27 protein-coding genes are annotated in these 24,534 nt (G+C 66.6%); 16 read left to right on the top strand and 11 right to left on the bottom strand.

Annotation, left to right across the window (positions count from 1 at the left end; translation table 11 throughout):
• Positions 1-49: 49 nt before the first annotated feature.
• On the bottom strand, positions 50-1,654 hold the full coding sequence (gene murJ, locus AC3ITW_RS05680) for a murein biosynthesis integral membrane protein MurJ (RefSeq protein WP_065722482.1): 1,605 nt from the start codon (positions 1,652-1,654) through the stop codon (positions 50-52).
• Positions 1,655-1,771: 117 nt separating this feature from the next.
• Here murJ and rpsT point away from each other — a divergent pair, with 117 nt between their 5' ends.
• On the top strand, positions 1,772-2,041 hold the full coding sequence (gene rpsT, locus AC3ITW_RS05675) for a 30S ribosomal protein S20 (protein WP_004148449.1): 270 nt from the start codon (positions 1,772-1,774) through the stop codon (positions 2,039-2,041).
• Between the two features lie 192 nt (positions 2,042-2,233).
• On the opposite strand, the gene cgtA is transcribed toward rpsT, so the two are convergent.
• From cgtA to rplU, 3 genes are all read right to left on the bottom strand, one after another.
• On the bottom strand, positions 2,234-3,286 hold the full coding sequence (gene cgtA, locus AC3ITW_RS05670; protein ID WP_004148388.1) for an Obg family GTPase CgtA: 1,053 nt from the start codon (positions 3,284-3,286) through the stop codon (positions 2,234-2,236).
• A gap of 216 nt (positions 3,287-3,502) precedes the next feature.
• On the bottom strand, positions 3,503-3,766 hold the full coding sequence (gene rpmA / locus AC3ITW_RS05665; RefSeq protein ID WP_004148333.1) for a 50S ribosomal protein L27: 264 nt from the start codon (positions 3,764-3,766) through the stop codon (positions 3,503-3,505).
• 11 nt (positions 3,767-3,777) lie between these two features.
• Entirely contained in the window at positions 3,778-4,095 is a 318-nt protein-coding gene (rplU, locus tag AC3ITW_RS05660; protein WP_004148331.1) for a 50S ribosomal protein L21, read from the bottom strand.
• A 350-nt stretch (positions 4,096-4,445) separates the two neighbouring features.
• Here rplU and uvrA point away from each other — a divergent pair, with 350 nt between their 5' ends.
• The 3 genes from uvrA to AC3ITW_RS05645 all read left to right on the top strand — a co-directional run bounded on the left by uvrA (position 4,446) and on the right by AC3ITW_RS05645 (position 8,654).
• Positions 4,446-7,436: an excinuclease ABC subunit UvrA gene (gene uvrA, locus AC3ITW_RS05655; RefSeq protein WP_032969243.1), complete on the top strand. Its 2,991-nt coding sequence runs from the start codon at positions 4,446-4,448 to the stop codon at positions 7,434-7,436.
• Entirely contained in the window at positions 7,436-7,843 is a 408-nt protein-coding gene (locus AC3ITW_RS05650; RefSeq protein ID WP_004148280.1) for an acyl-CoA thioesterase, read from the top strand. The genes uvrA and AC3ITW_RS05650 overlap by 1 nt, the downstream gene beginning before the upstream one ends.
• Before the next feature lie 85 nt (positions 7,844-7,928).
• Complete coding sequence (locus AC3ITW_RS05645) at positions 7,929-8,654, top strand: hypothetical protein (RefSeq protein WP_004148249.1); 726 nt, start codon at positions 7,929-7,931, stop codon at positions 8,652-8,654.
• Positions 8,655-8,708: 54 nt separating this feature from the next.
• Here AC3ITW_RS05645 and AC3ITW_RS05640 read toward each other — a convergent pair whose 3' ends face one another.
• On the bottom strand, positions 8,709-9,155 hold the full coding sequence (locus AC3ITW_RS05640; RefSeq protein WP_012510410.1) for a copper chaperone PCu(A)C: 447 nt from the start codon (positions 9,153-9,155) through the stop codon (positions 8,709-8,711).
• Positions 9,156-9,189: 34 nt separating this feature from the next.
• Between AC3ITW_RS05640 and AC3ITW_RS05635 the strand changes: the two genes are divergently transcribed.
• From AC3ITW_RS05635 to AC3ITW_RS05620, 4 genes are all read left to right on the top strand, one after another.
• Positions 9,190-9,966, top strand: coding sequence for an enoyl-CoA hydratase/isomerase family protein (locus AC3ITW_RS05635; protein ID WP_012510409.1), 777 nt, complete (start codon positions 9,190-9,192; stop codon positions 9,964-9,966).
• Positions 9,967-10,093: 127 nt separating this feature from the next.
• A complete protein-coding gene (gene tesB, locus AC3ITW_RS05630; protein ID WP_004148214.1) occupies positions 10,094-11,014 on the top strand; it encodes an acyl-CoA thioesterase II in 921 nt (306 codons plus the stop codon).
• Positions 11,015-11,018: 4 nt separating this feature from the next.
• Positions 11,019-11,528 (top strand): pathogenicity-like protein, encoded by a 510-nt coding sequence (locus tag AC3ITW_RS05625; protein ID WP_012510408.1) that lies wholly within the window; start codon positions 11,019-11,021, stop codon positions 11,526-11,528.
• 207 nt (positions 11,529-11,735) lie between these two features.
• Positions 11,736-12,953 (top strand): RNA polymerase sigma factor, encoded by a 1,218-nt coding sequence (locus AC3ITW_RS05620; protein ID WP_012510407.1) that lies wholly within the window; start codon positions 11,736-11,738, stop codon positions 12,951-12,953.
• Positions 12,954-13,004: 51 nt separating this feature from the next.
• Here the strand turns inward: AC3ITW_RS05620 and AC3ITW_RS05615 are convergent, their stop codons facing one another.
• Entirely contained in the window at positions 13,005-13,568 is a 564-nt protein-coding gene (locus AC3ITW_RS05615) for an EF-hand domain-containing protein (RefSeq protein ID WP_012510406.1), read from the bottom strand.
• Between the two features lie 156 nt (positions 13,569-13,724).
• On the opposite strand from AC3ITW_RS05615, the gene AC3ITW_RS05610 reads away from it, so the two are divergent.
• Entirely contained in the window at positions 13,725-14,480 is a 756-nt protein-coding gene (locus tag AC3ITW_RS05610) for an arginyltransferase (RefSeq protein ID WP_012510405.1), read from the top strand.
• 38 nt (positions 14,481-14,518) lie between these two features.
• Positions 14,519-15,724, top strand: a complete 1,206-nt coding sequence (locus AC3ITW_RS05605; RefSeq protein WP_004148171.1) for an endonuclease/exonuclease/phosphatase family protein — start codon at positions 14,519-14,521, stop codon at positions 15,722-15,724.
• Between the two features lie 110 nt (positions 15,725-15,834).
• Here AC3ITW_RS05605 and purT read toward each other — a convergent pair whose 3' ends face one another.
• Positions 15,835-17,022 carry a formate-dependent phosphoribosylglycinamide formyltransferase gene (purT, locus tag AC3ITW_RS05600; RefSeq protein ID WP_049404703.1) on the bottom strand — a complete coding sequence of 396 codons (1,188 nt, stop codon included), beginning with the start codon at positions 17,020-17,022 and terminating at the stop codon, positions 15,835-15,837.
• 137 nt (positions 17,023-17,159) lie between these two features.
• Between purT and AC3ITW_RS05595 the strand changes: the two genes are divergently transcribed.
• From AC3ITW_RS05595 to AC3ITW_RS05575, 5 genes are read left to right on the top strand one after another with little or no spacing between them, the layout of a single operon-like run.
• A complete protein-coding gene (locus AC3ITW_RS05595; RefSeq protein WP_012510403.1) occupies positions 17,160-18,041 on the top strand; it encodes an SPFH domain-containing protein in 882 nt (293 codons plus the stop codon).
• A 45-nt stretch (positions 18,042-18,086) separates the two neighbouring features.
• Positions 18,087-18,266 carry a type II toxin-antitoxin system antitoxin gene (locus tag AC3ITW_RS05590; RefSeq protein WP_448122707.1) on the top strand — a complete coding sequence of 60 codons (180 nt, stop codon included), beginning with the start codon at positions 18,087-18,089 and terminating at the stop codon, positions 18,264-18,266.
• Positions 18,263-18,442: a DUF4177 domain-containing protein gene (locus AC3ITW_RS05585; protein WP_065722491.1), complete on the top strand. Its 180-nt coding sequence runs from the start codon at positions 18,263-18,265 to the stop codon at positions 18,440-18,442. The genes AC3ITW_RS05590 and AC3ITW_RS05585 overlap by 4 nt, the downstream gene beginning before the upstream one ends.
• 3 nt (positions 18,443-18,445) lie before the next feature.
• Positions 18,446-19,039 (top strand): PH domain-containing protein, encoded by a 594-nt coding sequence (locus AC3ITW_RS05580; RefSeq protein WP_100467970.1) that lies wholly within the window; start codon positions 18,446-18,448, stop codon positions 19,037-19,039.
• 9 nt (positions 19,040-19,048) lie between these two features.
• Positions 19,049-19,858, top strand: coding sequence for a M15 family metallopeptidase (locus AC3ITW_RS05575; RefSeq protein ID WP_100467969.1), 810 nt, complete (start codon positions 19,049-19,051; stop codon positions 19,856-19,858).
• 305 nt (positions 19,859-20,163) lie between these two features.
• On the opposite strand, the gene AC3ITW_RS05570 is transcribed toward AC3ITW_RS05575, so the two are convergent.
• The 4 genes from AC3ITW_RS05570 to AC3ITW_RS05555 all read right to left on the bottom strand — a co-directional run bounded on the left by AC3ITW_RS05570 (position 20,164) and on the right by AC3ITW_RS05555 (position 23,785).
• Entirely contained in the window at positions 20,164-20,535 is a 372-nt protein-coding gene (locus AC3ITW_RS05570) for a DUF423 domain-containing protein (protein WP_012510401.1), read from the bottom strand.
• Positions 20,536-20,639: 104 nt separating this feature from the next.
• Entirely contained in the window at positions 20,640-21,713 is a 1,074-nt protein-coding gene (locus AC3ITW_RS05565) for a polyketide cyclase (RefSeq protein WP_065722494.1), read from the bottom strand.
• Positions 21,714-21,947: 234 nt separating this feature from the next.
• Positions 21,948-22,589 (bottom strand): response regulator, encoded by a 642-nt coding sequence (locus AC3ITW_RS05560; RefSeq protein WP_004148082.1) that lies wholly within the window; start codon positions 22,587-22,589, stop codon positions 21,948-21,950.
• On the bottom strand, positions 22,589-23,785 hold the full coding sequence (locus AC3ITW_RS05555) for a sensor histidine kinase (protein WP_004148080.1): 1,197 nt from the start codon (positions 23,783-23,785) through the stop codon (positions 22,589-22,591). The genes AC3ITW_RS05560 and AC3ITW_RS05555 overlap by 1 nt, the downstream gene beginning before the upstream one ends.
• A 150-nt stretch (positions 23,786-23,935) precedes the next feature.
• Between AC3ITW_RS05555 and AC3ITW_RS05550 the strand changes: the two genes are divergently transcribed.
• Complete coding sequence (locus tag AC3ITW_RS05550) at positions 23,936-24,532, top strand: GNAT family N-acetyltransferase (protein WP_004148078.1); 597 nt, start codon at positions 23,936-23,938, stop codon at positions 24,530-24,532.
• Positions 24,533-24,534: the final 2 nt, after the last annotated feature.

Below are 24,534 nucleotides of genomic sequence, written 5' to 3'. Positions count from 1 at the left end.
CCGCCGCTTCAATGGTGTAACCCTGAAGTATAGCCGCCACAGGCCGCGATCAATGCCCGCGCAGGTCGCGCGGGCGGAAGCCCATTGCCACCATGGCCACCGCATAGGTCGCGCCACCGCCGCCGACCAGCAGTGCCAGTGCGCCGATCCGCTCCCATGCACCCATCGCCGAGAAGCCCGGCAGCCAGTACAGCAGGGCCAGCAGTACGCCGACCATGGCCGCGCAGGCCAGCAGCAGGCGTACCAGATAGCCGCCCCAACCCGGCCGACGCTGGTAGACATCGGTCTTGCCCAGCCAGTACCAGAGCAGGCCCAGGTTCAGGTAACTGGACAGCGCGCTGGCGATGCCCAACGCCAGGTGCAGGCCCGGCTGCTTGCCGATGGCGGCCATCACGCCCTGCGCCTTCAGTTCGTCCGGCACCATCACCTGGTACAGCACCGCCAGCAGAGCGAAGTTGAACACCATGTTGGCCACCAGTGCGGCCACGCCGGCGCGCACCGGGGTCTTGGTGTCCTGGCGCGCATAGAACGCCGGCAGCACCACCTTCAGCAGGGCGAACGCCGGCAGGCCGAAGCTCAGGCCGTACACCGACAGCGCGGTCATGCGGGTATCGAAGGCACTGAACTGGCCGTGCTGGAAGATGGTCGCGATCAGCGGTTCGGCCAGCAGCAGCAGGCCCAGCATGGCCGGCACCGAGATCAGCAGGGTCATGCGCAGGCCCCAGTCCAGCGAGCGCGAGAAGCCCTCGCGGTCGGTGCTCACATGATGACGGGCCAGCGCCGGCAGGATCACCGTACCCAGCGCCACGCCGAACACGCCCAGCGGCAGCTCCAGGAAGCGGTCTGCCAGCGACAGCCAGGACTGCGAGCCGTCGGTCAGCTTGGCGGCGATGACGGTGTCCAGCAGCAGGTTGATCTGTGCCACCGAGGAACCGAACAGGGTCGGCACCATCAGCGTCATCACCTTGCGCACGCCCGGATGGCTCCAGCCCCAGCGCGGCAGGGTCAGCAGGTTGATGCCCTTCAGCGAAGGCAGCTGGAACAGCAGCTGCAGCAGGCCGGCGGCCAGCACCGCCCAGCCCAGTGCCAGGATCTGCTTCTCCGGGGTGCCGCCCAGCCGCGGCGCCAGCCACAGCGCGCCGGCGATCATGCACAGGTTGAGGATCACCGGGGTCAGCGCCGGCATCGCGAAGCGCTGGAAGCTGTTCAGCGCACCACCGGCCAGCGCGGTCAGCGAGACAAACAACAGGAACGGGAAGGTCAGCCGGAACAGGTCGACCAGCAGGCCCTGCTTCACCGGGTCGGTATCAACACCGCTTGAGAAGACCGAGGCCAGCTGTGGGGCGAAGATCAGCGCCAGCGCGGTGACCAGCATCAGCACCCCACCCAGGGTGCCGGCGGTGCGGGCCATCAGTTCACGCAGTTCGGCGTGGCTGCGGGTCTCCTTCACTTCCGTGAACACCGGCACGAATGCGGTGGCGAAGGAGCCCTCGGCGAACAATCGCCGCAGGAAATTGGGTACCCTGAAGGCAACCCAGAACGCATCGGTAACCGCATTGGTGCCGAACGTGGTGGTGATCACCTGGTCACGGACAAGTCCGAGCACCCGCGAGACCATGGTCATGCTGCTGAACGACAGCAGGCCTCGCAACATCTTCGGTGAACTCACTCAGCGTCCCTCTTGACAATCGACTTGACGTGCATTTCTCGGGCCATCATACTAGCTAGCTTGCTGTTCCCATAACACCGATTTTTTCAGGAAACCACCACCGTGGCCAATATCAAGTCCGCCAAGAAGCGCGCCAAGCAGACCGTCGTGCGCAACGCGCGCAACGTGGCTCAGCGCTCGATGCTGCGCACCGCTGTCAAGAAAGTGATCAAGGCGCTGGACGCCAACGATGCCGCCGGCGCCCAAGCCGCCTTCGCCGTTGCCCAGCCGATCCTGGATCGCTTCAGCGCGCGTGGCCTGATCCACAAGAACAAGGCTGCTCGCCATAAGAGCCGCCTGAACGACCGCATCAAGGCCCTCGCGGCCGCCTGATCCGGCGTTGCAGCCCTGCCCTTCGGGGTTGGGCTGCAGACAAAAGCCCGGCCTCGGCCGGGTTTTTTGTTGCCTGCGATCCAGGCGATCCACGGGGTCCGCGCGATCCGGTAGTGCCGGCCGCTGGCCGGCACTACCACAACAAAAAAAACCCGGCCGAAGCCGGGTTTTTCGCGCGGAACCACAACGGCATTACAGCGCGTTGCGGGCTTCCAGCTCATCTTCCTTCTGGCGATCGAAGAACGCCATGATCCGGCTCATGATCGGGAAGGTGCCTTCGCGGCCCAGCGCCGAAACCAGGAACCACGGCTCCTTCCAGCCCAGCTCGGCGACGATCTGCTCGGCTGCAGCCTTGGCCTCGTCCTCGAACATCAGGTCGGCCTTGTTCAGCACCAGCCAGCGCGGCTTCTGCAGCAGCTCCGGGTCGTGCTTCTCCAGCTCACGCTCGATGGCACGCACCTGCTCGACCGGGGAAATGCCTTCCACGCCGCCTTCCATGGGGGAAATGTCCACCAGGTGCAGCAGCAGGCGGGTGCGCTGCAGATGGCGCAGGAACTGCGCACCCAGGCCGGCACCGTCGGCGGCGCCTTCGATCAGGCCCGGAATGTCGGCAATCACGAAGCTGCGGTAGTTCTCCACCTTCACCACACCCAGGTTCGGGTACAGCGTGGTGAACGGGTAATCGGCCACCTTCGGCGTCGCCGCCGAAACGGCACGGATCAGGGTGCTCTTGCCAGCGTTGGGGAAGCCCAGCAGGCCGACATCGGCCAGCAGCTTCAGCTCCAGCTTCAGCGTGCGCTCTTCGCCCGGCTCGCCCGGCAGCGCCTGGCGCGGCGAGCGGTTGGTCGAGCTCTTGAAGTGCATGTTGCCGAGGCCACCACGGCCGCCCTGCGCCACCAGCAGGCGGTCGCCATGCTGGGTCAGGTCGCCGATGATTTCGTCGGTGGCCACGTTGATGATCACGGTGCCAACCGGCACGGTGATGGTCAGGTCTTCGCCGCCCTTGCCATAGGCCTGGCGGCCCATGCCGTTCTCGCCACGCTGCGCCTTGAAGATGCGGTCATGGCGGAAGTCGACCAGGGTGTTCAGGTTTTCGTCGGCGCGGATGTACACGCTGCCGCCCGCACCGCCGTCGCCGCCGTCCGGGCCGCCGAGCGGAATGAACTTCTCGCGACGGAAGCCAATGCAGCCGTTGCCGCCGTTGCCGGCGAACACTTCGATTTCTGCTTCGTCTACCAGTTTCATTGTTTCGATGCCTGCGATGGGCGCGGCCTGCGTGCCGCTGCCTTGCTTGAATGTCGTGCCGGATGCGCTCCAGCTGTCGGGGCCGCGCCCCGCGATCGGGCCGTGCCCGTTGTACCACTGATTCCAACGAAAAGCCCCGCCGAAGCGGGGCTCTTCATGCAGCGTGCGATTCGACCAGCGACGCCATGCCGGGGCATGGCAGCTGGCCAAGCCTTATCAGGCTTCGACCGACACGACGCTGACGGTGCGACGCTTCTTGGCGCCCTTGACCGAGAACTCCACCTTGCCGTCCACGAGGGCGAACAGGGTGTGGTCACGGCCCAGGCCAACGCCGGAACCCGGGTGGAACTGGGTGCCGCGCTGACGCACGATGATGTTGCCGGCTTCGATGGCCTGGCCGCCGAAGATCTTGACGCCGAGGTACTTCGGGTTGGAGTCGCGACCGTTGCGCGAAGAGCCTACGCCTTTTTTATGTGCCATGACCTATCTCCTTACTTGCTGCCACCGGCAATGCCGGTGATCTCGATTTCGGTGTAGTACTGACGGTGACCCTGACGCTTCATGTGGTGCTTGCGGCGACGGAACTTGATGATCCGGACCTTGTCAGCACGACCCTGGGACAGGACGGTGGCGGTGACCGCAGCGCCGCTCAGGGCGTCGCCGATCTTGATGCCATCGCTGTCGCCGAGCAGCAGGATGTTGTCGAACTTGATCTCGCTGCCGACTTCGACTTCGAGCTTTTCAATGCGGAGCTTTTCGCCCTGCGCCACGCGGTATTGCTTACCGCCGGTGACCAGTACTGCGTACATGACCAGACTTCCTCTGTAGTTATTGTGGTCTATGGACTGCCGCCATCGAGGGCGGACAGGAGCGGAATTGTACGCAGAGGGGCCAGGGCGGGTCAAGTCAACCCCCTGAATGGCCCCGGGCGGCCCTTCCCCCGCCCCTGTAGGGCCGAGCCATGCTCGGCTGAACGGCACGGGGCCCAGGCAGCCGAGCATGGCTCGGCTCTACACAAAGCTGTCGGGCGGTCTCAGCAGGTGAGACTCCGGGCTGGCATTGTCGCCCATTGCCCCCATCTGGTCACCTCGGTAGGCTGACCGATTGCCGTTCCCTGCTGGCCCGGCATCCAGCCAACGCCCCCACAACCGGATCCCCCATGGCGATGGATTTCATCCGCATCCGCGGCGCGCGGACGCACAACCTGAAGAACCTCGACCTCGACCTGCCCCGCGACAAGCTGATCGTGATCACCGGCCTGTCCGGTTCGGGCAAGTCCTCGCTGGCGTTCGACACCATCTATGCAGAAGGCCAGCGCCGCTACGTCGAGTCGCTGTCGGCCTATGCGCGCCAGTTCCTGAGCGTGATGGAAAAGCCGGACCTGGACCACATCGAGGGCCTGTCCCCGGCGATCTCGATCGAGCAGAAGTCGACCTCGCACAATCCGCGTTCGACGGTCGGCACGATCACCGAGATCTACGACTACCTGCGCCTGCTGTATGCCCGCGTCGGCACTCCGCGTTGCCCGGACCATGGCTATCCGCTGGAAGCGCAGACGGTCAGCCAGATGGTCGACCACGTGCTGACGCTGGATCCGGAGCAGCGCTACATGCTGCTGGCGCCGGTCATCCGCGACCGCAAGGGCGAGCACGCCCAGGTGTTCGACCAGCTGCGCGCGCAGGGCTTCGTGCGCGTGCGCGTGGATGGCGAGCTGTACGAGATCGACGAGGTGCCAGCGCTGGCACTGCGCCAGAAGCACACCATCGAAGCGGTGATCGACCGCTTCCGCCCGCGCGAGGACATCAAGCAGCGCCTGGCCGAGAGCTTCGAGACTGCGCTGAAGCTGGGCGACGGCATGGCCTCGGTGCAGAGCCTGGACACTGCCGACAGCACGCCGACGCTGTTCTCCTCCAAGTATTCCTGCCCGGTCTGCGATTACTCGCTGCCGGAGCTGGAACCGCGCCTGTTCTCGTTCAATGCGCCGATGGGCGCCTGCCCCGGCTGCGATGGCCTGGGCATGGCCGAGTTCTTCGACCCCTCGCGCGTGGTCGTGCACCCGGAGCTGTCGCTGGCCGCCGGTGCCGTGCGCGGCTGGGACCGCCGCAACGCCTATTACTTCCAGCTGATCGCCTCGCTGGCCAAGCACTACAAGTTCGACGTCGACGCGGCGTGGAACTCGCTGCCGGACAGCGTGCAGCAGGCCGTGCTGTATGGCAGCGGCGATGAAGCGATCACCTTCACCTACTTCACCGAAGCCGGTGGTCGCACCCAGCGCAAGCACCGCTTCGAGGGCATCATTCCCAACCTCGAACGGCGCTACAAGGAAACCGAGTCGCCGGCGGTGCGCGAGGAGCTGTCCAAGTACATCAGCGAACGGCCGTGCCCGGAATGCAACGGCGCACGCCTGAACAAGGCCGCGCGCAACGTGTTCGTGGCCGACCGCCCGCTGCCCGAGCTGGTTGTGCTGCCGATCGACGAGGCCCTGAAGTTCTTCAGTGAACTGAGCCTGCCAGGCTGGCGCGGCGAGATCGCATCGAAGATCGTCAAGGAGATTGGCGAACGCCTCGGCTTCCTGGTCGATGTTGGCCTCGATTACCTGACCCTGGAGCGCAAGGCCGACACCCTGTCCGGTGGCGAGGCGCAGCGCATCCGCCTGGCCAGCCAGATCGGCGCCGGCCTGGTCGGCGTGATGTACGTGCTCGACGAGCCGTCGATCGGCCTGCACCAGCGCGACAACGAACGCCTGCTCGGCACCCTCACCCGCCTGCGCGACCTTGGCAACACGGTGATCGTGGTCGAGCATGACGAGGACGCGATCCGCCTGGCCGACTACGTGCTGGACATCGGTCCGGGCGCGGGCGTGCACGGCGGCGAAATCGTCGGCCAGGGCACCCTGCAGGACATCCTGGAGGCACCGCGTTCGCTGACCGGCCAGTACCTGTCGGGCAAGCGTGCGATCGAGATCCCGGCGCGCCGGCACAAGCCGAACCCGAAGATGACGCTGCACCTGCGCGGCGCCAGCGGCAACAACCTGAAGGGCGTGGACCTGGCGATTCCGTCGGGCCTGCTGACCTGCGTGACCGGTGTGTCCGGCTCGGGCAAGTCGACGCTGATCAACGACACCCTGTTCTCGCTGGCCGCCAACGAGATCAACGGCGCCTCGCACCCGATCGCCCCCTACAAGGAGATCGATGGCCTGGACCTGTTCGACAAGGTGGTGGACATCGACCAGTCGCCAATCGGCCGCACCCCACGCTCGAACCCGGCCACCTATACCGGCCTGTTCACCCCGCTGCGCGAACTGTTCGCGCAGGTGCCCGAAGCGCGTGCACGCGGTTACTCGCCGGGCCGCTTCAGCTTCAACGTGCGCGGTGGCCGCTGCGAGGCCTGCCAGGGCGATGGTCTGATCAAGGTCGAGATGCACTTCCTGCCGGACGTGTATGTGCCCTGCGATGTCTGCCACGGCAAGCGCTACAACCGCGAGACGCTCGAGATCGTCTACAAGGGCTTCAACATCAGCGACGTGCTGGAAATGACCGTCGAGGATGCACTGAAGCTGTTCGAGCCGGTGCCGTCGATCGCGCGCAAGCTGGAAACACTTGTGGACGTGGGCCTGAGCTACATCAAGCTGGGCCAGAGCGCGACCACGCTGTCCGGCGGTGAAGCGCAGCGCGTGAAGCTGTCCAAGGAACTGTCGCGCCGCGATACCGGCCGCACCCTGTACATCCTCGACGAGCCAACCACCGGCCTGCACTTCCACGACATCGAAGCGCTGCTGGGCGTGTTGCACAAGCTGCGCGACGAAGGCAACACGGTGGTGGTGATCGAGCACAACCTGGACGTGATCAAGACCGCCGACTGGATCGTCGATCTCGGCCCGGAAGGCGGTCATCGCGGTGGCACCATCCTGGTCACCGGCACGCCGGAAGACGTGGCGGCCTGCCCGCAGTCGTATACCGGCCAGTTCCTGGCCCGCATGCTGCCGTCCACCAGCGCGCGCCCGGACCAGCCCGCCGCCGTGGCCAACAAGCCCGATGCGCGCCCGCCGCGCAAGGTCAAGCCGGAGAAGCCGGCGAAGAAGGCAGCCGCTGCCAAGAGCACCGGCAAGGCCAGCAAGACCGCTTCGCCCCGCAAGAAGAAGGATGCCTGATGAGCAACGAGCACAAGATCCTGGCACGCGTTCCGATCAGCGTGCGCTGGCGTGACATGGACAGCATGGGCCATGTGAACAACGCCAAGTACATCTCCTACCTGGAAGAAGCGCGCGTGCGCTGGATGCTGGGTGTGGAAGGCGTGTCGATGACCGACCGCATCGCACCGGTGGTGGCCGCGACCAACGTCAACTACCGGCTGCCGATCGTATGGCCCAACGACATCCTGGTCGAACTGTTCGTCGAGCGCCTCGGCAACAGCAGCGTGACCATCGGCCACCGCATCGTCGACCAGCAGGACGACTCGAAGCTGTATTCGGATGGCAACGTGGTGGTGGTGTGGATGGATACGCAGACCGGCAAGAGCGCACCGCTGCCGGAGGCGATCCGCAACGCGTCGAGCTGACGCGCCCTCGGTAGATGCCGACCTTGGTCGGCATTGGCCCCGCCGGGCATGGCCCGGCGCTACCGTTCCCGTTCAAAGGACTGACATGATCCACCAGACTGAACTACGCGACCTGCTGCCCGGCATGGTCCCCTTCCCCGCCGACGTCTTCACTGCCGACCAATCCTGGCTCGGCCAGCACCTGCTGCCGCTGCTGAAGATCGACCTGGGCGTGCTGCGCCCGGAACTGGCCGGCCAGGTGGCGACGATGCTGTGCCCGATCGAGCCGTATGACGGCTGCATCGGCGAGACCACTGAAGAACACCACAACGCGTTCACCGGCACCAACTGGATCGCCTTCGAGCTGACCGCTGGCAACGAGATGCGTTTCCTCGGCAACGAGGGTTATTTCATCGGCGATGCGGTGCAGGACAAGGATGCGCAGGAGCACATCGTGCAGATGCGCGAGAGCTACGCCAAGGCCCGCGATTACCATGCCACACACGGTCGTCTCGCCTGCTACTCGCGCTACGGCAAGGGTGAGGCCAGCGAGCGCGATTATCTGGATACGCTCGGTGGCCCGATCGGTTTCGGCAACTGGACCGAAACCGCAGAAATTCCCGCGGCCTTCGAACTGGGCTTTACCGAGGCTGCCGATGATCCCAACGCTGCGGACGATGCCGAAACGGTGATCATCACCCGCGATGGCAACAAGTTCTTCGCCGTAGCCGACGTAGCCGGCTACAACTGGTGCGCCACCGGCGCCGACGCGATCGTGATGCTGTACGAGCCGGTGAGCCGCACGGTGCTGTTCTCGTACGACTGGTCGTAAAGCCTCACCGCGCTACGCGCTCGCCGGGCATGGCCCGGCGGAACGGGCAGTGCATCACGGGGCAACCTTGCGCACCGTCAGTGTGGCGCTGGCCTCGCCACCGCCCTCCAGCTGCAGCCGCAGCGGCAGCACCTGGCCTTCCTTCAACGCACCCTTGCCCTGCATCAGCATCAGGTGCAGTCCACCGGGCTTGAGCTCGGCGCGCGCGCCCGGTGCCAGCGGCAGACGCTCGATCGCGCGCATCCGGCTGACCCCATCGACGATCGTGGTTTCGTGCAGCGACACATCGTTGAAGCTGCTGCTGGTCGCGCCGGTGATCGCCACCGCCTTGCTGCAGCCGTTGTGGATCACGCCGTAGCCGGCGGTCATCGGCATCGCCGGGTTCGGCGGCAGCCGCGCCCAGCCCTGCTCCACCGTGACGCAGGCCGGTTCCGCCGCCGAGGCCGATGCTGCGGCCGCACACAGAACCAACAGTACGCCAACGAATGGTTTGGTTATCATCGCCCAGGTTCCTTCTTCGCAACGAGACCGCAGCATGACGACGCTCATCGAGGTGATCAACCATGGCCCCATCCGCGAACTGCGCCTGGCGCGGCCGCCGGTCAACGCGCTGGACACCGAACTGTGCCGGCAGTTGATCCACGCCATTGAACTGGCCATGGCCGAAGACGCGCACGGCATCGTGCTGTCGGGCAGCGAGCGTGTCTTCACCGGCGGCATGGACGTGCCGCATCTGCTCTCGCATGGCGATGACAAGCACAAGTTGTTGGACACCTGGAACGCCTTCTTTGGCGCCGTGCGCACGCTGGCCGAGAGCCGCATTCCGGTGGTCGCGGCGATCACCGGCCACGCCCCGGCCGGTGGCTGCGTGCTGGCCCTGTGCTGCGATTACCGGGTGATGGCGCGCAGCGCCGATCCGTCGCGCCCGTATGCGATCGGCCTGAACGAAGTGCAGGTGGGCCTGATCGCGCCGGAGGGCATCCAGCGCCTGCTGCGTCGCGCAGTCGGCGTGCACCGCGCCGGCGTCCTGCTGACCACCGGTTCGCTGGTGCCGGCCGAACAGGCCGTGCAGATCGGCCTGGTCGATGAACTGGCCGAGGGCGACCTGGTGGTGGCACGTGCGGTGGCCTGGCTGCAGAACCTGCTCAAGCAACCGCGCCAGCCGATGCTGTTGACCCGCGCGATTGCCCGTGCCGACCTGCACGTGGCGCTGCAGCCGGACCTGATCCAGCTCGACCGCTTTGTCGAGGCCTGGTTCGCCCCGGATGCGCAGAACGCCCTGCAGGCACTGGTCGCCCGGCTGGGCAAGTAACCGGTAGTGCCGGCCGCTGGCCGGCAACCGCAGGTGCCCCAGGAGGATCATGAGGTTGCCGGCCAGCGGCCGGCACTACCGATGATGGACTGGCCTGCACCGGTATAATCGGGGCATCTTCATTGCTGTGGCCGCCCCCTTGAACGACACGCCCGAACCCGTCGTCTCCGAGCTGATCGACCTGCTCACGTTGGAGCGGCTGGAGGACAACCTGTTCCGCGGGCAGAGCCGCGACATCGGCACCAAGTACGTGTTCGGCGGCCAGGTGCTGGGCCAGGCGCTGGCTGCGGCGCAGGCCACGGTCGACAACGGCCGCCACGTGCACTCGCTGCACGCCTACTTCCTGCGCGCCGGCAACATCGACCACCCGATCGTCTACGACGTCGACCGCACCCGCGACGGCGGCAGCTTCTCGGTGCGCCGGGTCACTGCGATCCAGCACGGCAAGGTGATCTTCTTCTGCGCGGCCTCGTTCCAGCAGGCCGAAACCGGTGCCGAGCATCAGCACAAGATGCCCGAGGTGCCGCAGCCGGAAGACATCGAGCCGAACCGGCCGCTGCCGGCTGAAGTGCTGGAACGGCTGCCGATCAAGGTGCAGCGCTGGCTGTCACGCGGCGGCCCGTTCGAGTTCCGCCACGTCTACCCGCGTGACGAACTCAACCCGCCCAAGCGCCCGCCCTACCACCAGGTGTGGCTGCGCCTGAGCGAGCCGGTCGGCGATGCCCCGGAGCTGCACCAGGCACTGCTGGCCTATGCCTCCGACTTCCACCTGCTGGGCACCGCCACGTTCCCGCACGGCATCAGCTACTACCACCCGCACGTGCAGATGGCCTCGCTGGACCACGCGATCTGGTTCCACCGCCCGTTCCGCGCCGACGACTGGCTGCTGTACTCGCTGGACAGCCCCAGCGCGCAGGATTCGCGCGGCCTGGCCCGCGGCCAGTTCTTCACCCGTAATGGCGTACTCGTCGCCAGCACCGCGCAGGAAGGCCTGATCCGCGTCGTTCCCGACCAGGCAGCAGCGGCCGCCGTGCCGGCCAAGGATTGATCCGATGCGTCAGATTTTCAGCAGCCAGCGCGTGGAAACCGTCGAAGGCGTCGCCGAGCTCCTGCGCGAGCATGGTATCGAGGTCAAGGTGACCAATGGGCGCTCGTACAAGACCCGTCGCCGTGGCCAGTTCAGCTATACCGAACTGGGCAACGCCAACGCCTACCCGGCGGTGTGGATCGTGCGTGCCGACGATCAGCCGCGGGCGCGCGAGATCCTGCGCGACGCGCGCCTGCTCGACACAACCCGCCGCGATCATCCCACCGCCGAGTTCGCTTTCCGCGATGACGTCGCCGCCCCCAGCGGCGGCCGCGGCTGGGCCTGGCGCATCCGCATCGGCCTGCTGGTGGTGATCGCCGGCGTGGCGCTGGTGATCGGCCTGCGCCATCGTGGCGCCCCCGCGCCGGCTGCCCCGGCCCCTGCCCCGCAGGCCCAGCCGCAGCAGACACAATCGGCTCCGCAGGCCGCACCGGAAGAGGAAGAAATCCGGGTCCGCATCCAGCCCTCGAAATAACGCACGGGTAGTGCCGGCCGCTGGCCGGCAACCGCAAAAGGGGACGGAGGGGATTAAGTCGTTTGAGGCACAAACGACTTAATCCCCTCCGTCCCCTTTTTTGTCATGAGGTTGCCGGCCAGCGGCCGGCACTACCGCGCAGAATGCTGGTCACATTGGGCACGCAGCTCCGTCATGGGACACAATCCCAGCAGGAGAGCCGCCGCCATGACGACCTTCGCCGCATCGATCGACCAGACCCTGGAACGCGAACTGCCTGCGGCCGCTGGCGGCTGCCAGCATGCCTATGGGCGCATCGTTCTGGCCTGCCAGAACACGGTCACCGCCATCGCGCTGGCCATTACCCGCGACCGCCAGGCCAGTGAGGACATCGCCCAGGAAGCGTTCGTGAAGGGCTGGCAGCAGCTGCATCAACTGCGCAGTTCGACCAGCTTCCTGCCGTGGCTGCGGCAGATCACCCGCAACCTGGCCCGCGACTGGCTGCGCGCGCAGCGCGGCCGGCCACTGACCGGCGAGGCGGCCGAAGTGGCACTGGGCATGGCCGCCGACCCGGCCCCGGGCGCGGCCGACCGCCTGCAACGGGTGGAAGAGGAAATCGCCGCCGAGGACATCATTTCCGCGTTGCCGGCCGACAGCCGCGAAGTGCTGTTGCTGTACTACCGCGAAGGGCAGCGCTCGCAGCAGGTGGCCGACCTGCTCGGGCTGAGTGACGCCGCCGTGCGCAAGCGCCTGTCGCGCGCCCGCGCGCTGGTGCGCGATGGCCTGCTGCAGCGCTTCGGTGAATTCGCCCGCAGCAGCGCGCCGAGCGCAGCGTTCGCCACTGCCGTGGTATCGATGGTACTGGTGGCCGCGCCCGGCACGGCCAGCGCCGCGATCCTGCTCGGCACAGGCGTCGGCATCGGCGGCAGCAAACTTGGCCTTGGCGGCGCCAGCGCTGCGGGCGGCACCGCGATGGGCTCGCTGACTGCCACGCTGGGCCAACTGCACGTGCTGCCGGCCGAAAGTTGGGGGGCGGTGATCGGCGGCGTGGTCGGTGGAGCGATCGGCAGCTATCTGGGCGGACGTTTCCTGATGTCGTACACCGAAACGGCGTCCGAGCGCCGCGACGTGCGCCGCTTCCTGTACCTCAACATCATCACCGGCATGTTCTGGTGCCTGGCGATCCTGCTGGCTGTGATGCTGCAGGCGCCGGTCTGGACGCAGCTGACGGTGCTGGCGATAGGCCTGGGCGTGGTCAACTACCAGTGTCTGGTGCCGCTGCAGCGGGTGATGGCACCGATGATCGCGCGCGATTCGGCGCGGCGCGGACGAACCGGCATCAACTGGAAGTTCGAATCGATGTACGGCCGCACCGGCATCATCGCCATGAACCTGATGGTCATCGCGCTGGTGGTGTACTCACTGATGCGCAGCGGCCGCCTGTAACGGACAACGCCGGCAGTGCGCCGGCGTTGTCGTCATTCACTGCGTTGAACCTCAGCGCTGCGGCTTCGGCGCCGCGCCATCGCGCGGACCGCCGTGGCGCGGGCCACCGTGCATCGGCCCCTTGGCCGCGTCGAACTCGGCCTTGCTCAGCTGGCCATCCTTGTTGGTGTCGGCGGCGGCGAACCAGGCATCACGACGCTGCTTCATGCGCAGCTCGCGGTCGGCCTTGTCCAGGTAACCGTCCTTGTTGAGGTCGAGCTGGTCGAAGCGCGCGGCCAGGCGCGGATCGGCCTTGGCTTCCTCGCGGCTGATGCGGCCGTCCTTGTTGACGTCCAGCTTGGCCCAGCGCTCACCGCCGTGACCACCACGGCGACCATGCTGCCAGCGCGGCAGCTCATCGCGCGAGAGCTTGCCGTCCTTGTTCTTGTCCAGCTCGTCGAACTTCGCGGCCAGGCGCGGGTTGGCAGCGGCCTCGCTGCGGTCGATGACGCCGTCGCCGTTGGTGTCCAGCTTGGCCGGGCGCTGCGCCGGCGCGGTCGGGGCATCGGCGGCCAGCGCGATACCGGTAGCGGAAGTGCCGAGCAGCAGGGCCAGCAGCAGGGGGGTACGGATCATGGGGTCACTCCTGGGGATGGGGATTGCGTCGGGGTGATCACTTCACCCTCGGGAGACAACAACGCCCGGGTGCGACATCGGTTGACGCCGCTGCCGGTTCCATTCATCCGGCGGACAGTCGCCGCCAATGCGACAGGCTGGGGCTATGCTGTGCCCATGGCGATTCACGGCGACAGAGACGACGAACTGCGACTTTTCCAGACCGGCGAGCACCCCTGCGGGTACTGGTCGGACCGGGTGGCACGCGACCTGGTGCTGGATCCGCACGACCGTCGTCTCGGCGGCCTGTACCCGCTGGCATTGAGCTGGGGCTTCCGCCGCAGCGGCGACCTGGTCTACCGCCCGCACTGCGCACACTGCCAGGCCTGCGTGGCGGTGCGTATTCCGGTGGCCCGCTTCGCCCCCGACCGCAGCCAGCGCCGCTGTGCCGCCCGCAATGAAGACCTGGAAGTACGCATCACCGCCGCCACCGCCCGCGACGACCTGTTCGCGCTGTATCACCGCTACCTCACCCATCGCCACGCCAATGGCGGCATGGATGACCACGGCCCGCACGAGTTCGAGCAGTTCCTGATCGGCAGCTGGTCACACACCCGCTTCATGGAGATGCGCCTGCCCGGCCACGATGGCCAGCCCAGCCAGCTGCTGGGGGTGGCGGTGACCGATGTCACCGAGCATGGCCTGTCGGCGGTCTACACCTTCTTCGACCCGGACCATGCCGCGCGTGGGCTGGGCACCTTCGCGATCCTGCAGCAGATCGAATGGGCCCGCCGCGAGGGCCTCCCGCACGTATACCTGGGCTACTGGATCCGCGGGCATCAGAAGATGGACTACAAACGGCGCTATCGACCGCTGGAAGCCTACGACGGCCGCCGCTGGCACGATTTCGACGACGAACTGGACGGACGCTGACAAACCACTGACACCGGGCCGGGTGCACAATACGGCGCATGAACCTCCGACCCCAGATCCTCGCCCTGGCCCTGCTCTGCGGCGCCACCGCCCCCGCCTTCGCCACTTCCCCTGCGATGACCGAAAAGCCGTCCGCTGCGCTGCGCCTGGCCACCTACAACACCTCGCTGTACTCCGATGAGACCGGTGGCCTGATCAAGGAACTGGAAGGCGACAGCGAGCACGCGCGCAAGATCGCCGCGGTGCTGCAGCAGGCGCGCCCGGACCTGGTGCTGCTGAACGAATTCGATTTCGACGACGCCCACCGCGCCGCCGACCTGTTCCAGAAACGCTACCTGGAAGTGGCCCAGCCCGGCGGCGGCAAGCCGCTGCACTTCGCCTACCGCTACCTGGCCCCGGTCAACACCGGCGTACCCAGCGGCCTGGACCTGGACAACAACGGCGTGGTCGGTGGCGAAGGCCGCAGCCGCGGCAACGATGCGTGGGGCTACGGCCTGCACCCGGGCCAGTACGGCATGCTGGTGCTGTCGCGCTACCCGATCGATGAAGCCAAGGTGCGCAGCTTCCAGCTGCTGAAGTGGAGCGCGATGCCGGGCGCGATCCGTCCGGTCGACCCGCGCACCGGCAAGAGCTTCTACAACGACCACGTGTGGTCGCAGCTGCGGCTGTCATCGAAGTCGCATTGGGACGTGCCGGTGAAGACCCCGGCCGGCGTAGTGCACGCGCTGGTCTCGCACCCGACGCCGCCAGTGTTCGATGGCCCGGAAAAGCGCAATGCCGCGCGCAACCACGACGAACTGCGCCTGTGGCAGGAATACCTGTCCAAGGGTGACAAGCCGTGGCTGTGCGACGACAAGGGCCAGTGCGGTGGCCTGGCGCAGGACGCGCGCTTCGTGATCCTTGGCGACCTCAACAACGACCCGGTCGATGGCGATGGCCGCCATGAGGCGATCGTCGAACTGATCGAGAACGCCCGCGTGCTGCGCTACCCCACCCCGCGCAGCGTCGGCGCCGAGCAGACCAGCCTGGCCTATGCGGCCAAGGGCATCGAGCGCAAGGGCGCACCGTTCCACGCCACCGGCGATTTCGGCCCGAAGTCCGGCACCATGCGCCTGGACTACGTGCTGCCCTCGACCGGTTTCGAGTACGTCGGCAGCGGCGTGTTCTGGCCGGCCAATGAAAGCCCTGAAGCGAAGATCGCCGACGGCAGCGACCACCATCTGGTGTGGGTGGACGTCAAATAACCCGATAGCGCCGGGCCATGCCCGGCGGTTTTTCAAGCGTGAAGAGAGTACCGACCAACGGTCGGTACCCACCGAAATGCGGTCGCCGGGCATGGCCCGGCGCTACCGGTTTACGGGCGCAGTTCGACGCCGATGGCGTCGGCCGCATCACGCGCGATGGCCCGCGCTTCGTCGATGGTTTCCGCGCGCGCCAGGGTCACGCCTACGCGGCGGTGACCGTGCACGCTCGGCTTGCCGAACAGGCGCACGGCGGTGTCCGGCACCTGCAGTGCGGCGGCGACGTTGTTGAAGTACGGCACGCCCTCGCCATGCGCCAGCAGCGCGCACGAGGCCGACGGGCCGCTCTGGCGGATCACCGGGATCGGCAGGCCGAGGATGGCGCGCGCGTGCAGCGCGAACTCGCTCAGTTCCTGCGATACCAGCGTCACCAGGCCGGTGTCGTGTGGGCGTGGCGACACTTCGCTGAACCACACCTCGTCGCCCTTCACGAACAGCTCGACACCGAACAGGCCCCAGCCACCGAGGTCGTCGGTGATCGCACGCGAGATCTCCTCGGCACGCGCCAGTGCCGCGCTCGACATCGGCTGCGGCTGCCAGCTTTCGCGGTAATCGCCGTCCTTCTGTAGATGGCCGATCGGCGCGCAGAACGAGGTGCCGCCGGCATGGCGCACGGTCAGCAGGGTGATCTCGTAATCGAAGTCGATGAAGCCTTCGACGATGCAGCGACCGGCACCGGCGCGGCCACCGGTCTGCGCGTACTCCCAGGCCGGGGCGATGTCCGCCTCGCTGCGCAGGGTGCTCTGGCCCTTGCCCGAGGACGACATCACCGGCTTGACCACGCACGGCAGGCCGATGGCAGCCACGGCGGCGCGGTATTCGGCTTCGGTATCGACGAAGCGGTACGGCGAGGTCGGCAGGCCCAGGGTCTCGGCGGCCAGGCGGCGGATGCCCTCACGGTCCATGGTCAGGCGCGCGGCGCGCGCGGTCGGGATCACCCGCAGGCCCTGTTCCTGTTCCAGCTGGACCAGGGTCTCGGTATGGATGGCCTCGATCTCCGGCACCACCAGGTGAGGCTGTTCCTGCGCGATCAGCGCGCGCAGGGCCATCGCATCCAGCATGTCGATCACGTGCGAGCGGTGCGCCACCTGCATGGCCGGGGCGTCGGCATAGCGGTCGGCGGCGATCACTTCCACGCCCAGCCGCTGCAGCTCGATGGCCACCTCCTTGCCAAGTTCGCCCGAGCCCAGCAGCAGCACGCGGGTGGCAGAGGGGGACAACGGAGTTCCAAGCTTGGCCATGGCGGTTCCAGCAGCAATGTGAAGGCGGGTGGGCATTCTAGCTGGCCGGGCACCCAGGCCATGGCATCCGACGAACGGTCGTCCGGATGTGATATCACTTTGATATCTTCATTTCGAACCCTCAAGGACGTACCGCCATGAAAGAGAAGTCGCTGTCTTCGCTCAACGGCCTCGGCACGCTGGCCGGCGCCCTGCTTGTCGCCCTCGCCGGCGGCGCCCTGTTCGTACTGGGGGTGGCAGCCAAGGCCAGCACCGGTTCCCCGAACCTGCTGCTGATGCTGGCCGGCATCCTGGTAGCGGCGCTGGCGATCTTCGCCCTGGCCGGCCTGTACACGGTCCAGCCCAACCAGGCGGCCGTGCTGAGCCTGTTCGGCAAATACGTGGGCACCGTGAAGGACAACGGCCTGCGCTGGAACAACCCCTTCTACAGCAAGCGCCGGGTCAGCCAGCGCGTGCGCAATTTCGAGAGCGGCAAGCTGAAGGTCAACGAGCTCGATGGCAGCCCGATCGAGATCGCCGCGGTGATCGTGTGGCAGGTGGTCGATGCGTCTGAAGCGGTCTACAACGTGGACGACTACGAGAGCTTCGTGCACATCCAGTCCGAATCGGCGCTGCGTGCGATGGCCACCAGCTACCCCTACGACCAGCACGAAGAAGGCCAGCTCGCGCTGCGCAGCCACGCCAGCGAAATCTCCCAGCACCTGAAGAACGAACTGGCCGAGCGCCTGGCCGATGCCGGCGTGCAGGTGATCGACGCGCGCATCAGCCACCTCGCCTACGCCGCCGAAATCGCCCAGGCGATGCTGCAGCGCCAGCAGGCCAATGCGGTGATCGCCGCACGTACGCGCATCGTTGCCGGTGCGGTCGGCATGGTCGAGATGGCACTGGCCGAACTGCAGAAGAATGGCGTAGTACAGCTGGATGAGGAGCGCAAGGCGCACATGGTCAGCAACCTGTTGACCGTGCTGTGCTCGGACCGCGGCACCCAGCCGATCGTCAACGCCGGCTCGCTGTACTGAGCCACCCTCGCAACGGGGCGCCCCACCGCCCCGCCAGGAGCCCCCATGAGTGAGAAGAAAGCCTATCCGCTGCGCATCAATGCCGAGGTCCTGGCCGCGGCGCAGCGCTGGGCTGATGACGAACTGCGCAGCCTCAACGCTCAGATCGAATACGTGCTGCGCGACGCGCTGCGCAAGGCAGGACGCCTGCCCAAACCCAAGGCATCGCTGGAGGACAAGGAATGAGCAAGCGCTGGAGCTACCAGACGATCGAGGTCAAGACCTCCATGATGGGCGTACTCAAGGCCGAGGATGTCCAGGCCGAGCTGAGCCGGCAAGGCCAGCTGGGCTGGGAACTGGTCAACATCATCATCCCCGCGCCGATGCGCCCGGCCATGCTGGTGTTCAAGAAGGAGTCCTGAGCCATGGGCGGCAGCGATCCGAAACCGTTTGAAGTGGCCGAGAGCTCGCCGCTGCGCGTGCTCTGGGTCGTGCTGCCATTGCTGGCGGCGTTCGTGGCCTGCGTGTATGCGCAGCTGTACAAGGCACCAGCCACTGCGCCCTGGATCGAAGTGACGCTGTCGCCGCCCTGGTTCCGGATGGGCGGCAGCGCCGCCTGGAGCTTGCTGGTGATCGCAGCCCTCGGCATCGGGCTGGGCGCGGCCTTCTTCCGGCGCCGGGTGGAACTGGCCGGCGACGTACTGGATGTGCGCTCGACGATGTACCGCCGGCGTGTGCCGGTGGCACAGCTGCGGCTGGACCAGGCCGAGGTGGTCGATCTCAGCCGAGATCGTCGCTATGGCATCCGCTTCAAGACCAACGGCTATTCGATGCCCGGCTTCCATTCCGGCCATTTCCGCCTGCAGGGCGGTGGCAAGGGTTTTGCGCTGGTTACCGACCGCGCACGCGTACTGGCCCTGCCGGTCAGCGATGGCAGCACGCTGCTGCTCAGCCTGGACCGGCCGCAGGTGCTGCTGGACGCACTGCGCAAGGTGGCCGCGCCTGCGCTGCGGCAGTAAGCTGAGCCGATGCAACGACGCCCGCCCCTGCTGATCAATACCGAGGTCATCGAACTGTGGCCTGCGGACCTGCTGCGTGCGCGCAGCAACCTTGACGCGCGCCTGCTGTCACAGGCGCGATGGGTGCTGCGGCGCAAGCGTGATGGCCGCTATCTGGCGGCGGTACTGCCGCACGGCGTGCATTCGATGGTGCCGCGCCTGCCGCGCGAGCCCGGGGTCGAGGATGCACTGGCGCTGCTGGATGCAACCCGCTCCCGCCCTTTCGCGGTCACGCTGGAAGATCAGTGGCTGCCATTGGCCGGGCTGCAGCATCGCCTGCAGCAGCTGGGTCTGGATGCACAGCGCTATGCAGACGACAGCGGCCTGCCACTGGAACCTGAGCCCTGCCTGTTGCATTTCGCCGGCCGTGATCGCTTCGCCCGCCCGCTGTGGCTGCGCCGCGGTGCCGCGCAGGGGTGGCGGCGGATGCAACTGCACGCCGCGCGGGACGGCATTGCGCTGGACGCGATCTCCGGCTTCCGCAGCCACGCTTACCAGCTGGGCATCTTCGAACGGAAGCTGGCGCGCGGTTTGAGCGTGGCGGAGATCCTGAAGGTCAACGCCGCGCCGGGTTTCAGCGAACACCACAGCGGCCACGCGCTGGACATCGGCACCCCCGGCGATGCCCCCGCCGAAGAGACCTTCGAAGCCACCGACGCGTTCGCATGGCTGCAGGCGCATGCCGGCGGGCATGGCTTCCATCTGAGCTACCCCCGCGACAACCCGCACGGGATCGTTTACGAACCGTGGCACTGGTGCTGGAGACCGGCCAACGGCTGAGCCCCTCGCGGCGAAAGCCTGAAGCAGTCAATGCATGGCCGCGGGCGGGATGAACTTGCGGGGGCCGCCGTGAATCCGTCCGTGGAGGCTTGGGCGCCGCATCCATGCGGCTTACACCCCCGCAAGCCCACCCCGCCCGTGTCCTGGAATTATTCCGTGTGCGTCCGCCACGGAATGGAACAAGAGAGCAAAGACAAAAGCCGGTCGCTTCGCTCGAAGCCGAGCATGGCTCGGCTCTACAGATGCTGTCGGCGCAACGATCCCATGTAGAGCCGAGCCATGCTCGGCTGCTCCCCGGATTGTTGTCACCGCCTCAGCGCATTGATCGCCAGCAGCACCCATCCAGCCATCATGCTGGTGCCACCGATCGGCGCGAGCCGCGTCGGCCACTGCCACAACGCGCCGCCCACCAGGCTGCCGGAAAACAGCAGCACGCCCAGCAGCAACACGTACAGCGCCAGGTGCGCGATCGCGCCCTGCGCACGTGGACCCAGCGCCACCAGCACCGCGCCATGCGCGAACGCATACAACGCCGCCATGTTCAGATGCTGCTGCGCCAGCGGATCGGCAACACCGTGCGAAGCATAGGCGGACAGGCCGATCGAAGCCGCCGCCAGCAACGCCCCCAGGCAGGCCAGCAGCGAGGGCTTACGTGCGCGTCGTTCAAGATTGAACATGACTGCTCCTTGCGCAGCGCCCGATGCCGGGCGCGGGATGAAAAAAAACGCGCCGCAGGAAGCGGCGCGTTTTCGTGTCCAGCACTACATGGGTCAGCCGAGGCTTACTTGACGGCCCAGTAGATGTCGTACGTGGCTTCCGGAGTGAACGACTTGTCGATGCCGTCCTTCCAGGTCTCGTACGGACGGTCGATAACTTCGTTGCCCGAGGTCACGGCCCAGGCACGCAGGCCGCTGCGCGCCACGTCCAGACCCGCCATGTGGCCGGTGTAGGCCGCATGTGCCGAACGGTGCGGAGCAACGTGCACGTACTTGACCGGAGCACCGCCGTCGATCTTGACGGTCAGGGCTTCAGCAGTGGCACCTTCAGCACCCTTCTTCTTCACCGGCTGGGCGATATCGAAGGCGTACTTCTCAGCACCGAAGTCGGTGGTGATGATGCGGAACGGGCCGGCGGCTTCAAGGCCATTGGCCTCGATCACGCGCTTGATCCACTCCTGGTTGTCCTTGATGGACTTGGTGATGCTGTCCTGGCCGCGGTCCACGTTGCCGGCGTTGACGACCAGCAGGTCCTCAGCCGGCACATCGACGATGGCCAGATCGGTCAGCGGGGCTTCCGGGGTGCGGTAGTCCACGTTCGGAACGCTGGCCAGCATGTTGGCCATGCGCGACAGGCCCATCTTGATGTCGTCGCCGATCTGGCGGCTGACATAAAGACCGGCGTAACGGCCGAACAGGTCGAAGCCGTACTTCACCGAGTAGTCCTGGGTGATCTTGACGTTGCGACCGCCCTTGCCGGTCGGCTCCAGGGTGAAGGTGGTGACCTTGTCGTGACCCTTGGTGGCGTCGTCGATGTTGATCACAACACGCTTGTTTTCCTCGGCTTCGGTGATCTTCCAGGAACCGGTGCCCAGGTCCTTGGAGGTGAAGTCGAGGGTGGCACCGGTACCGGAGACCGGGCCGGACAGCTTCAGTTCAACGGCGGGATCGCGCAGTACCAGCGGGTTCCAGTCCTTGAAGCGGCGCAGACTGCTGACCGTGTCGTACACGATCGTCATCTTGCGGTTGGTCTCGATGCTTTCGGTAATGTGACGCTCGCCCGGCAGACATACGCCAATGATGACGAACAGGCCAGCCACGATCCCCAAGGCGATCAGGAACTCGATAATACGGGTCATTCAGAGAGTCTCCGGGGCCGATCCCACGGCCGGGTTGATTGAAGCGAAGCGCCAATCCTAGCAGGCTTCGCGGGCATTGTTTATCGGGATTGGCGCACCGGTTTCCCTGCCGGCTGCGTATTTGTATGGACAAAGAATTCGAAGGGTAACGCATACCGGTGCCCGGCATGTAGGGGTCAACCCCGGCCAGGGTCCGGGGCTGCGATCCAAGTCGTTGTCCGGGAACGATTTTTCTCAGACCAGCTGCAGTTCGAACGCCTTCAGTACGGCACGCGTACGGTCGCGGACGCCCAGCTTGGAGAGGATGTTGGACACGTGATTCTTGATCGTACCTTCGGCCACGCCCAGCGAATTGGCGATCTCCTTGTTGGAGAAACCACTGGCCATCAGCCGCAGGATCTCGGTCTCGCGGTCGGTCAACGGATCCGGGCGATCCAGGCTGACGAAGTCGTTGCGCATGTGCTCCAGGCCGGACAACAGGCGCTGGGTCACCGCCGGCTGCACCAGCGAGCCCCCGTCGGCCACCGTGCGGATGGCGCCGACCAGCTGTGCCAGGGTCACGTCCTTGAGCAGGTAGCCCTTGGCGCCGGCCTTGAGTCCGGCCAGCACCAGCTGATCGTCGTCGAAGGTGGTGAGGATGATGGTCGGCGGCAGTTGTTCCTGACGGGACAGCATCTGCAACGCCTCCAGCCCGGACATCACCGGCATGCGCATGTCCATCAGCACCACGTCCGGGCGCACCTGCGGGATCAGCTCCACCGCCTGCCGGCCATCGCCGGCTTCGGCCACTACTTCGATACCGTCGTCGAGCGCCAGCAGGGAGCGGATTCCCTGCCGCACCAGGGTTTGGTCGTCGACCAGGCAGACGCGAATCATCAACGCACTCCTTCAGGAACCTTGGTAAGGGCGGCCACCAGCACCGTTGCCGGCACCGTCGCCCGCAGGCGGAAGCCTTCGCCGGGACGGGTCTCGACCTGCAGCTGGCCACCACATTGTTGCAGGCGCTCGCGCATGCCGCGCAAGCCATTGCCGACATTGACCATTTCCGCGCCGACACCGTCGTCGCGGGCCTCGATCACCACCCGGTCGGGGGCTTCACGGTACACCTTGATCCACAGCTGGCGCGCACCGGCATGGCGCACGGCGTTGGTGATGATCTCCTGGGTGCAGCGCAGCAGGACGTGGGCCCGCTGCGGATCCTCCACGTTCAGCGAGTCCTCGATCTCCAGCTGGATGTCCAGCGAGGGCACGTTCTCGGTCAGCGGCCGCAGCGCGGCAGCCAGGTCGATGGCACCGGTCTCGCGCAGCTGGCTGACCACCTCACGGACGTTGCCCAGCAGCAGCTTGGCCAGGCCATGCGAACGCTTTACATGCTCCAGGGCCTGGCCCTCGGCCAGATGGCTGGCCACTTCCAGGTTCAGGGTCAGTGCGGTCAGCTGATGCCCCAGAAGATCGTGCAGCTCGCGCGAAATGCGGGTTCGCTCGTTGACCCGGGCACTTTCGGCCAGCAGGGCGCGGGTCGCGCGCAGCTCCGCGTTGAGCCGGCGCTGCTCGTCTCGGGCCTCGGTCTGCTGGCGGGCGACCAGGCTGGTCACGAAGATGAACATGGAGAAGCCGCCGTACAGCAGCGACTGCATCACTGCCTCGAACAGCGGGAAGCGCAGCAGCATGTAGTAGACCGGGGCCACCGCCAGCTGGCTGACCAGCAGCCACAGCACGCCCAGCCGCACCGACAGCATCCAGGGAATGACCCCGGCGGCGACCATCATCAGGATGCTGCCCAGGCCCGAGCCACTGAGGAAGCTCACCCCCAGCGCCGAGACGGTCAGCAGCAGGAGCAGCCCGCGGTCCAGCCAGCTGGTATGGCTGTCGCTGCGCAGGATGCGGGTCAGCCAGTAGTAGGCGGTGCCGAAGGACAGGTAGGCGACGAACAGCAGGATCGCCCAACCGCCCATGTCGTTGCGGCTGTGCAGGTTCTCGAACTGCGAATACGCCAGCGGCAGTCCGACCATGACCCAGGTGAACAGGCCGGCCAGGCGGAGGACGCGTGTATGGCTGAGGACTCCCAACATGCCAGCACTCTACGGGCCCAGCCTGCGTCCCGCACCCCACGGAAGTCATGCCCGCCCGGTCGCCTGTTCATGCCGCAGCCCACCCCGGGCATGCAATAATCGTGCGCAGGGTCCATTGATGGACCAACCGCGTTACCCCACGGAGTCACAATGTCGATTGTCATCCGCGACGTGCGCGAGCACGAGCTCGATTCCGTCCTGGCTTTGAACAACAACGCTGGCCTGGCCATCCTTCCCCTGGATGCGGCACGCCTGCGCCTGTTCTATGAAACCGCTGAATATTTCCGCGTCGCCGAGCGCGACGGCAACCTGGCCGGCTTCCTGATCGGCTTCGGCAGCGACAGCCAGCACGACAGCAGCAACTTCGCCTGGTTCAAGCAGCAACTGGACACCCCGTTCTTCTATATCGACCGCATCGTGGTCGCCAGCCGCCGTCGCGGCGGTGGCGTCGGCCGCGCGTTCTATGCCGACGCGCAGAGCTTCGCCGAGCTGCGCTATCCGCAGATGACCTGCGAGGTCTTCCTCGACCACGGCGCCGATGCCGCCCTGCTCTTCCACGGCAGCTTCGGCTTCCGCGAGCTGGGCCAGAACACCATGCCGCACGTCGATGTGCGCGCCAGCATGCTGGCCAAGGAACTGTGCAGCTACCCGTGGGTCCAGGAGACCTACGGTGACAAGCTGCCGGATGTGGCGTGGACACGTGCCCGGCAGCTGCCGGCGCAGGCACAGCGGCCGACGGGGACCTGAGC

The sequence above is a fragment of the Stenotrophomonas sp. KH_052 genome (assembly GCF_057838755.1).
Note: the sequence above shows the minus strand (reverse complement) of the source record. Positions and strands in the feature narration are given on the sequence as shown.

Bases quoted from the DNA above. Each gene is read 5' to 3' on its own strand.
- AC3ITW_RS05635 (WP_012510409.1), top strand. From the start codon at position 9,190: ATGACGACGCTCATCGAGGTGATCAACCATGGCCCCATCCGCGAACTG.
- cgtA (WP_004148388.1), bottom strand. From the start codon at position 3,286: ATGAAACTGGTAGACGAAGCAGAAATCGAAGTGTTCGCCGGCAACGGC.
- AC3ITW_RS05590 (WP_448122707.1), top strand. From the start codon at position 18,087: ATGAGTGAGAAGAAAGCCTATCCGCTGCGCATCAATGCCGAGGTCCTG.
- AC3ITW_RS05650 (WP_004148280.1), top strand. From the start codon at position 7,436: ATGAGCAACGAGCACAAGATCCTGGCACGCGTTCCGATCAGCGTGCGC.
- AC3ITW_RS05605 (WP_004148171.1), top strand. From the start codon at position 14,519: ATGAACCTCCGACCCCAGATCCTCGCCCTGGCCCTGCTCTGCGGCGCC.
- AC3ITW_RS05570 (WP_012510401.1), bottom strand. From the start codon at position 20,535: ATGTTCAATCTTGAACGACGCGCACGTAAGCCCTCGCTGCTGGCCTGC.
- murJ (WP_065722482.1), bottom strand. From the start codon at position 1,654: ATGTTGCGAGGCCTGCTGTCGTTCAGCAGCATGACCATGGTCTCGCGG.
- rplU (WP_004148331.1), bottom strand. From the start codon at position 4,095: ATGTACGCAGTACTGGTCACCGGCGGTAAGCAATACCGCGTGGCGCAG.
- AC3ITW_RS05560 (WP_004148082.1), bottom strand. From the start codon at position 22,589: ATGATTCGCGTCTGCCTGGTCGACGACCAAACCCTGGTGCGGCAGGGA.
- AC3ITW_RS05580 (WP_100467970.1), top strand. From the start codon at position 18,446: ATGGGCGGCAGCGATCCGAAACCGTTTGAAGTGGCCGAGAGCTCGCCG.
- AC3ITW_RS05610 (WP_012510405.1), top strand. From the start codon at position 13,725: ATGGCGATTCACGGCGACAGAGACGACGAACTGCGACTTTTCCAGACC.
- purT (WP_049404703.1), bottom strand. From the start codon at position 17,022: ATGGCCAAGCTTGGAACTCCGTTGTCCCCCTCTGCCACCCGCGTGCTG.
- AC3ITW_RS05640 (WP_012510410.1), bottom strand. From the start codon at position 9,155: ATGATAACCAAACCATTCGTTGGCGTACTGTTGGTTCTGTGTGCGGCC.
- AC3ITW_RS05625 (WP_012510408.1), top strand. From the start codon at position 11,019: ATGCGTCAGATTTTCAGCAGCCAGCGCGTGGAAACCGTCGAAGGCGTC.
- AC3ITW_RS05565 (WP_065722494.1), bottom strand. From the start codon at position 21,713: ATGACCCGTATTATCGAGTTCCTGATCGCCTTGGGGATCGTGGCTGGC.
- AC3ITW_RS05550 (WP_004148078.1), top strand. From the start codon at position 23,936: ATGTCGATTGTCATCCGCGACGTGCGCGAGCACGAGCTCGATTCCGTC.
- AC3ITW_RS05595 (WP_012510403.1), top strand. From the start codon at position 17,160: ATGAAAGAGAAGTCGCTGTCTTCGCTCAACGGCCTCGGCACGCTGGCC.
- AC3ITW_RS05555 (WP_004148080.1), bottom strand. From the start codon at position 23,785: ATGTTGGGAGTCCTCAGCCATACACGCGTCCTCCGCCTGGCCGGCCTG.
- AC3ITW_RS05620 (WP_012510407.1), top strand. From the start codon at position 11,736: ATGACGACCTTCGCCGCATCGATCGACCAGACCCTGGAACGCGAACTG.
- AC3ITW_RS05615 (WP_012510406.1), bottom strand. From the start codon at position 13,568: ATGATCCGTACCCCCCTGCTGCTGGCCCTGCTGCTCGGCACTTCCGCT.
- uvrA (WP_032969243.1), top strand. From the start codon at position 4,446: ATGGCGATGGATTTCATCCGCATCCGCGGCGCGCGGACGCACAACCTG.
- rpmA (WP_004148333.1), bottom strand. From the start codon at position 3,766: ATGGCACATAAAAAAGGCGTAGGCTCTTCGCGCAACGGTCGCGACTCC.
- AC3ITW_RS05575 (WP_100467969.1), top strand. From the start codon at position 19,049: ATGCAACGACGCCCGCCCCTGCTGATCAATACCGAGGTCATCGAACTG.
- AC3ITW_RS05645 (WP_004148249.1), top strand. From the start codon at position 7,929: ATGATCCACCAGACTGAACTACGCGACCTGCTGCCCGGCATGGTCCCC.
- AC3ITW_RS05585 (WP_065722491.1), top strand. From the start codon at position 18,263: ATGAGCAAGCGCTGGAGCTACCAGACGATCGAGGTCAAGACCTCCATG.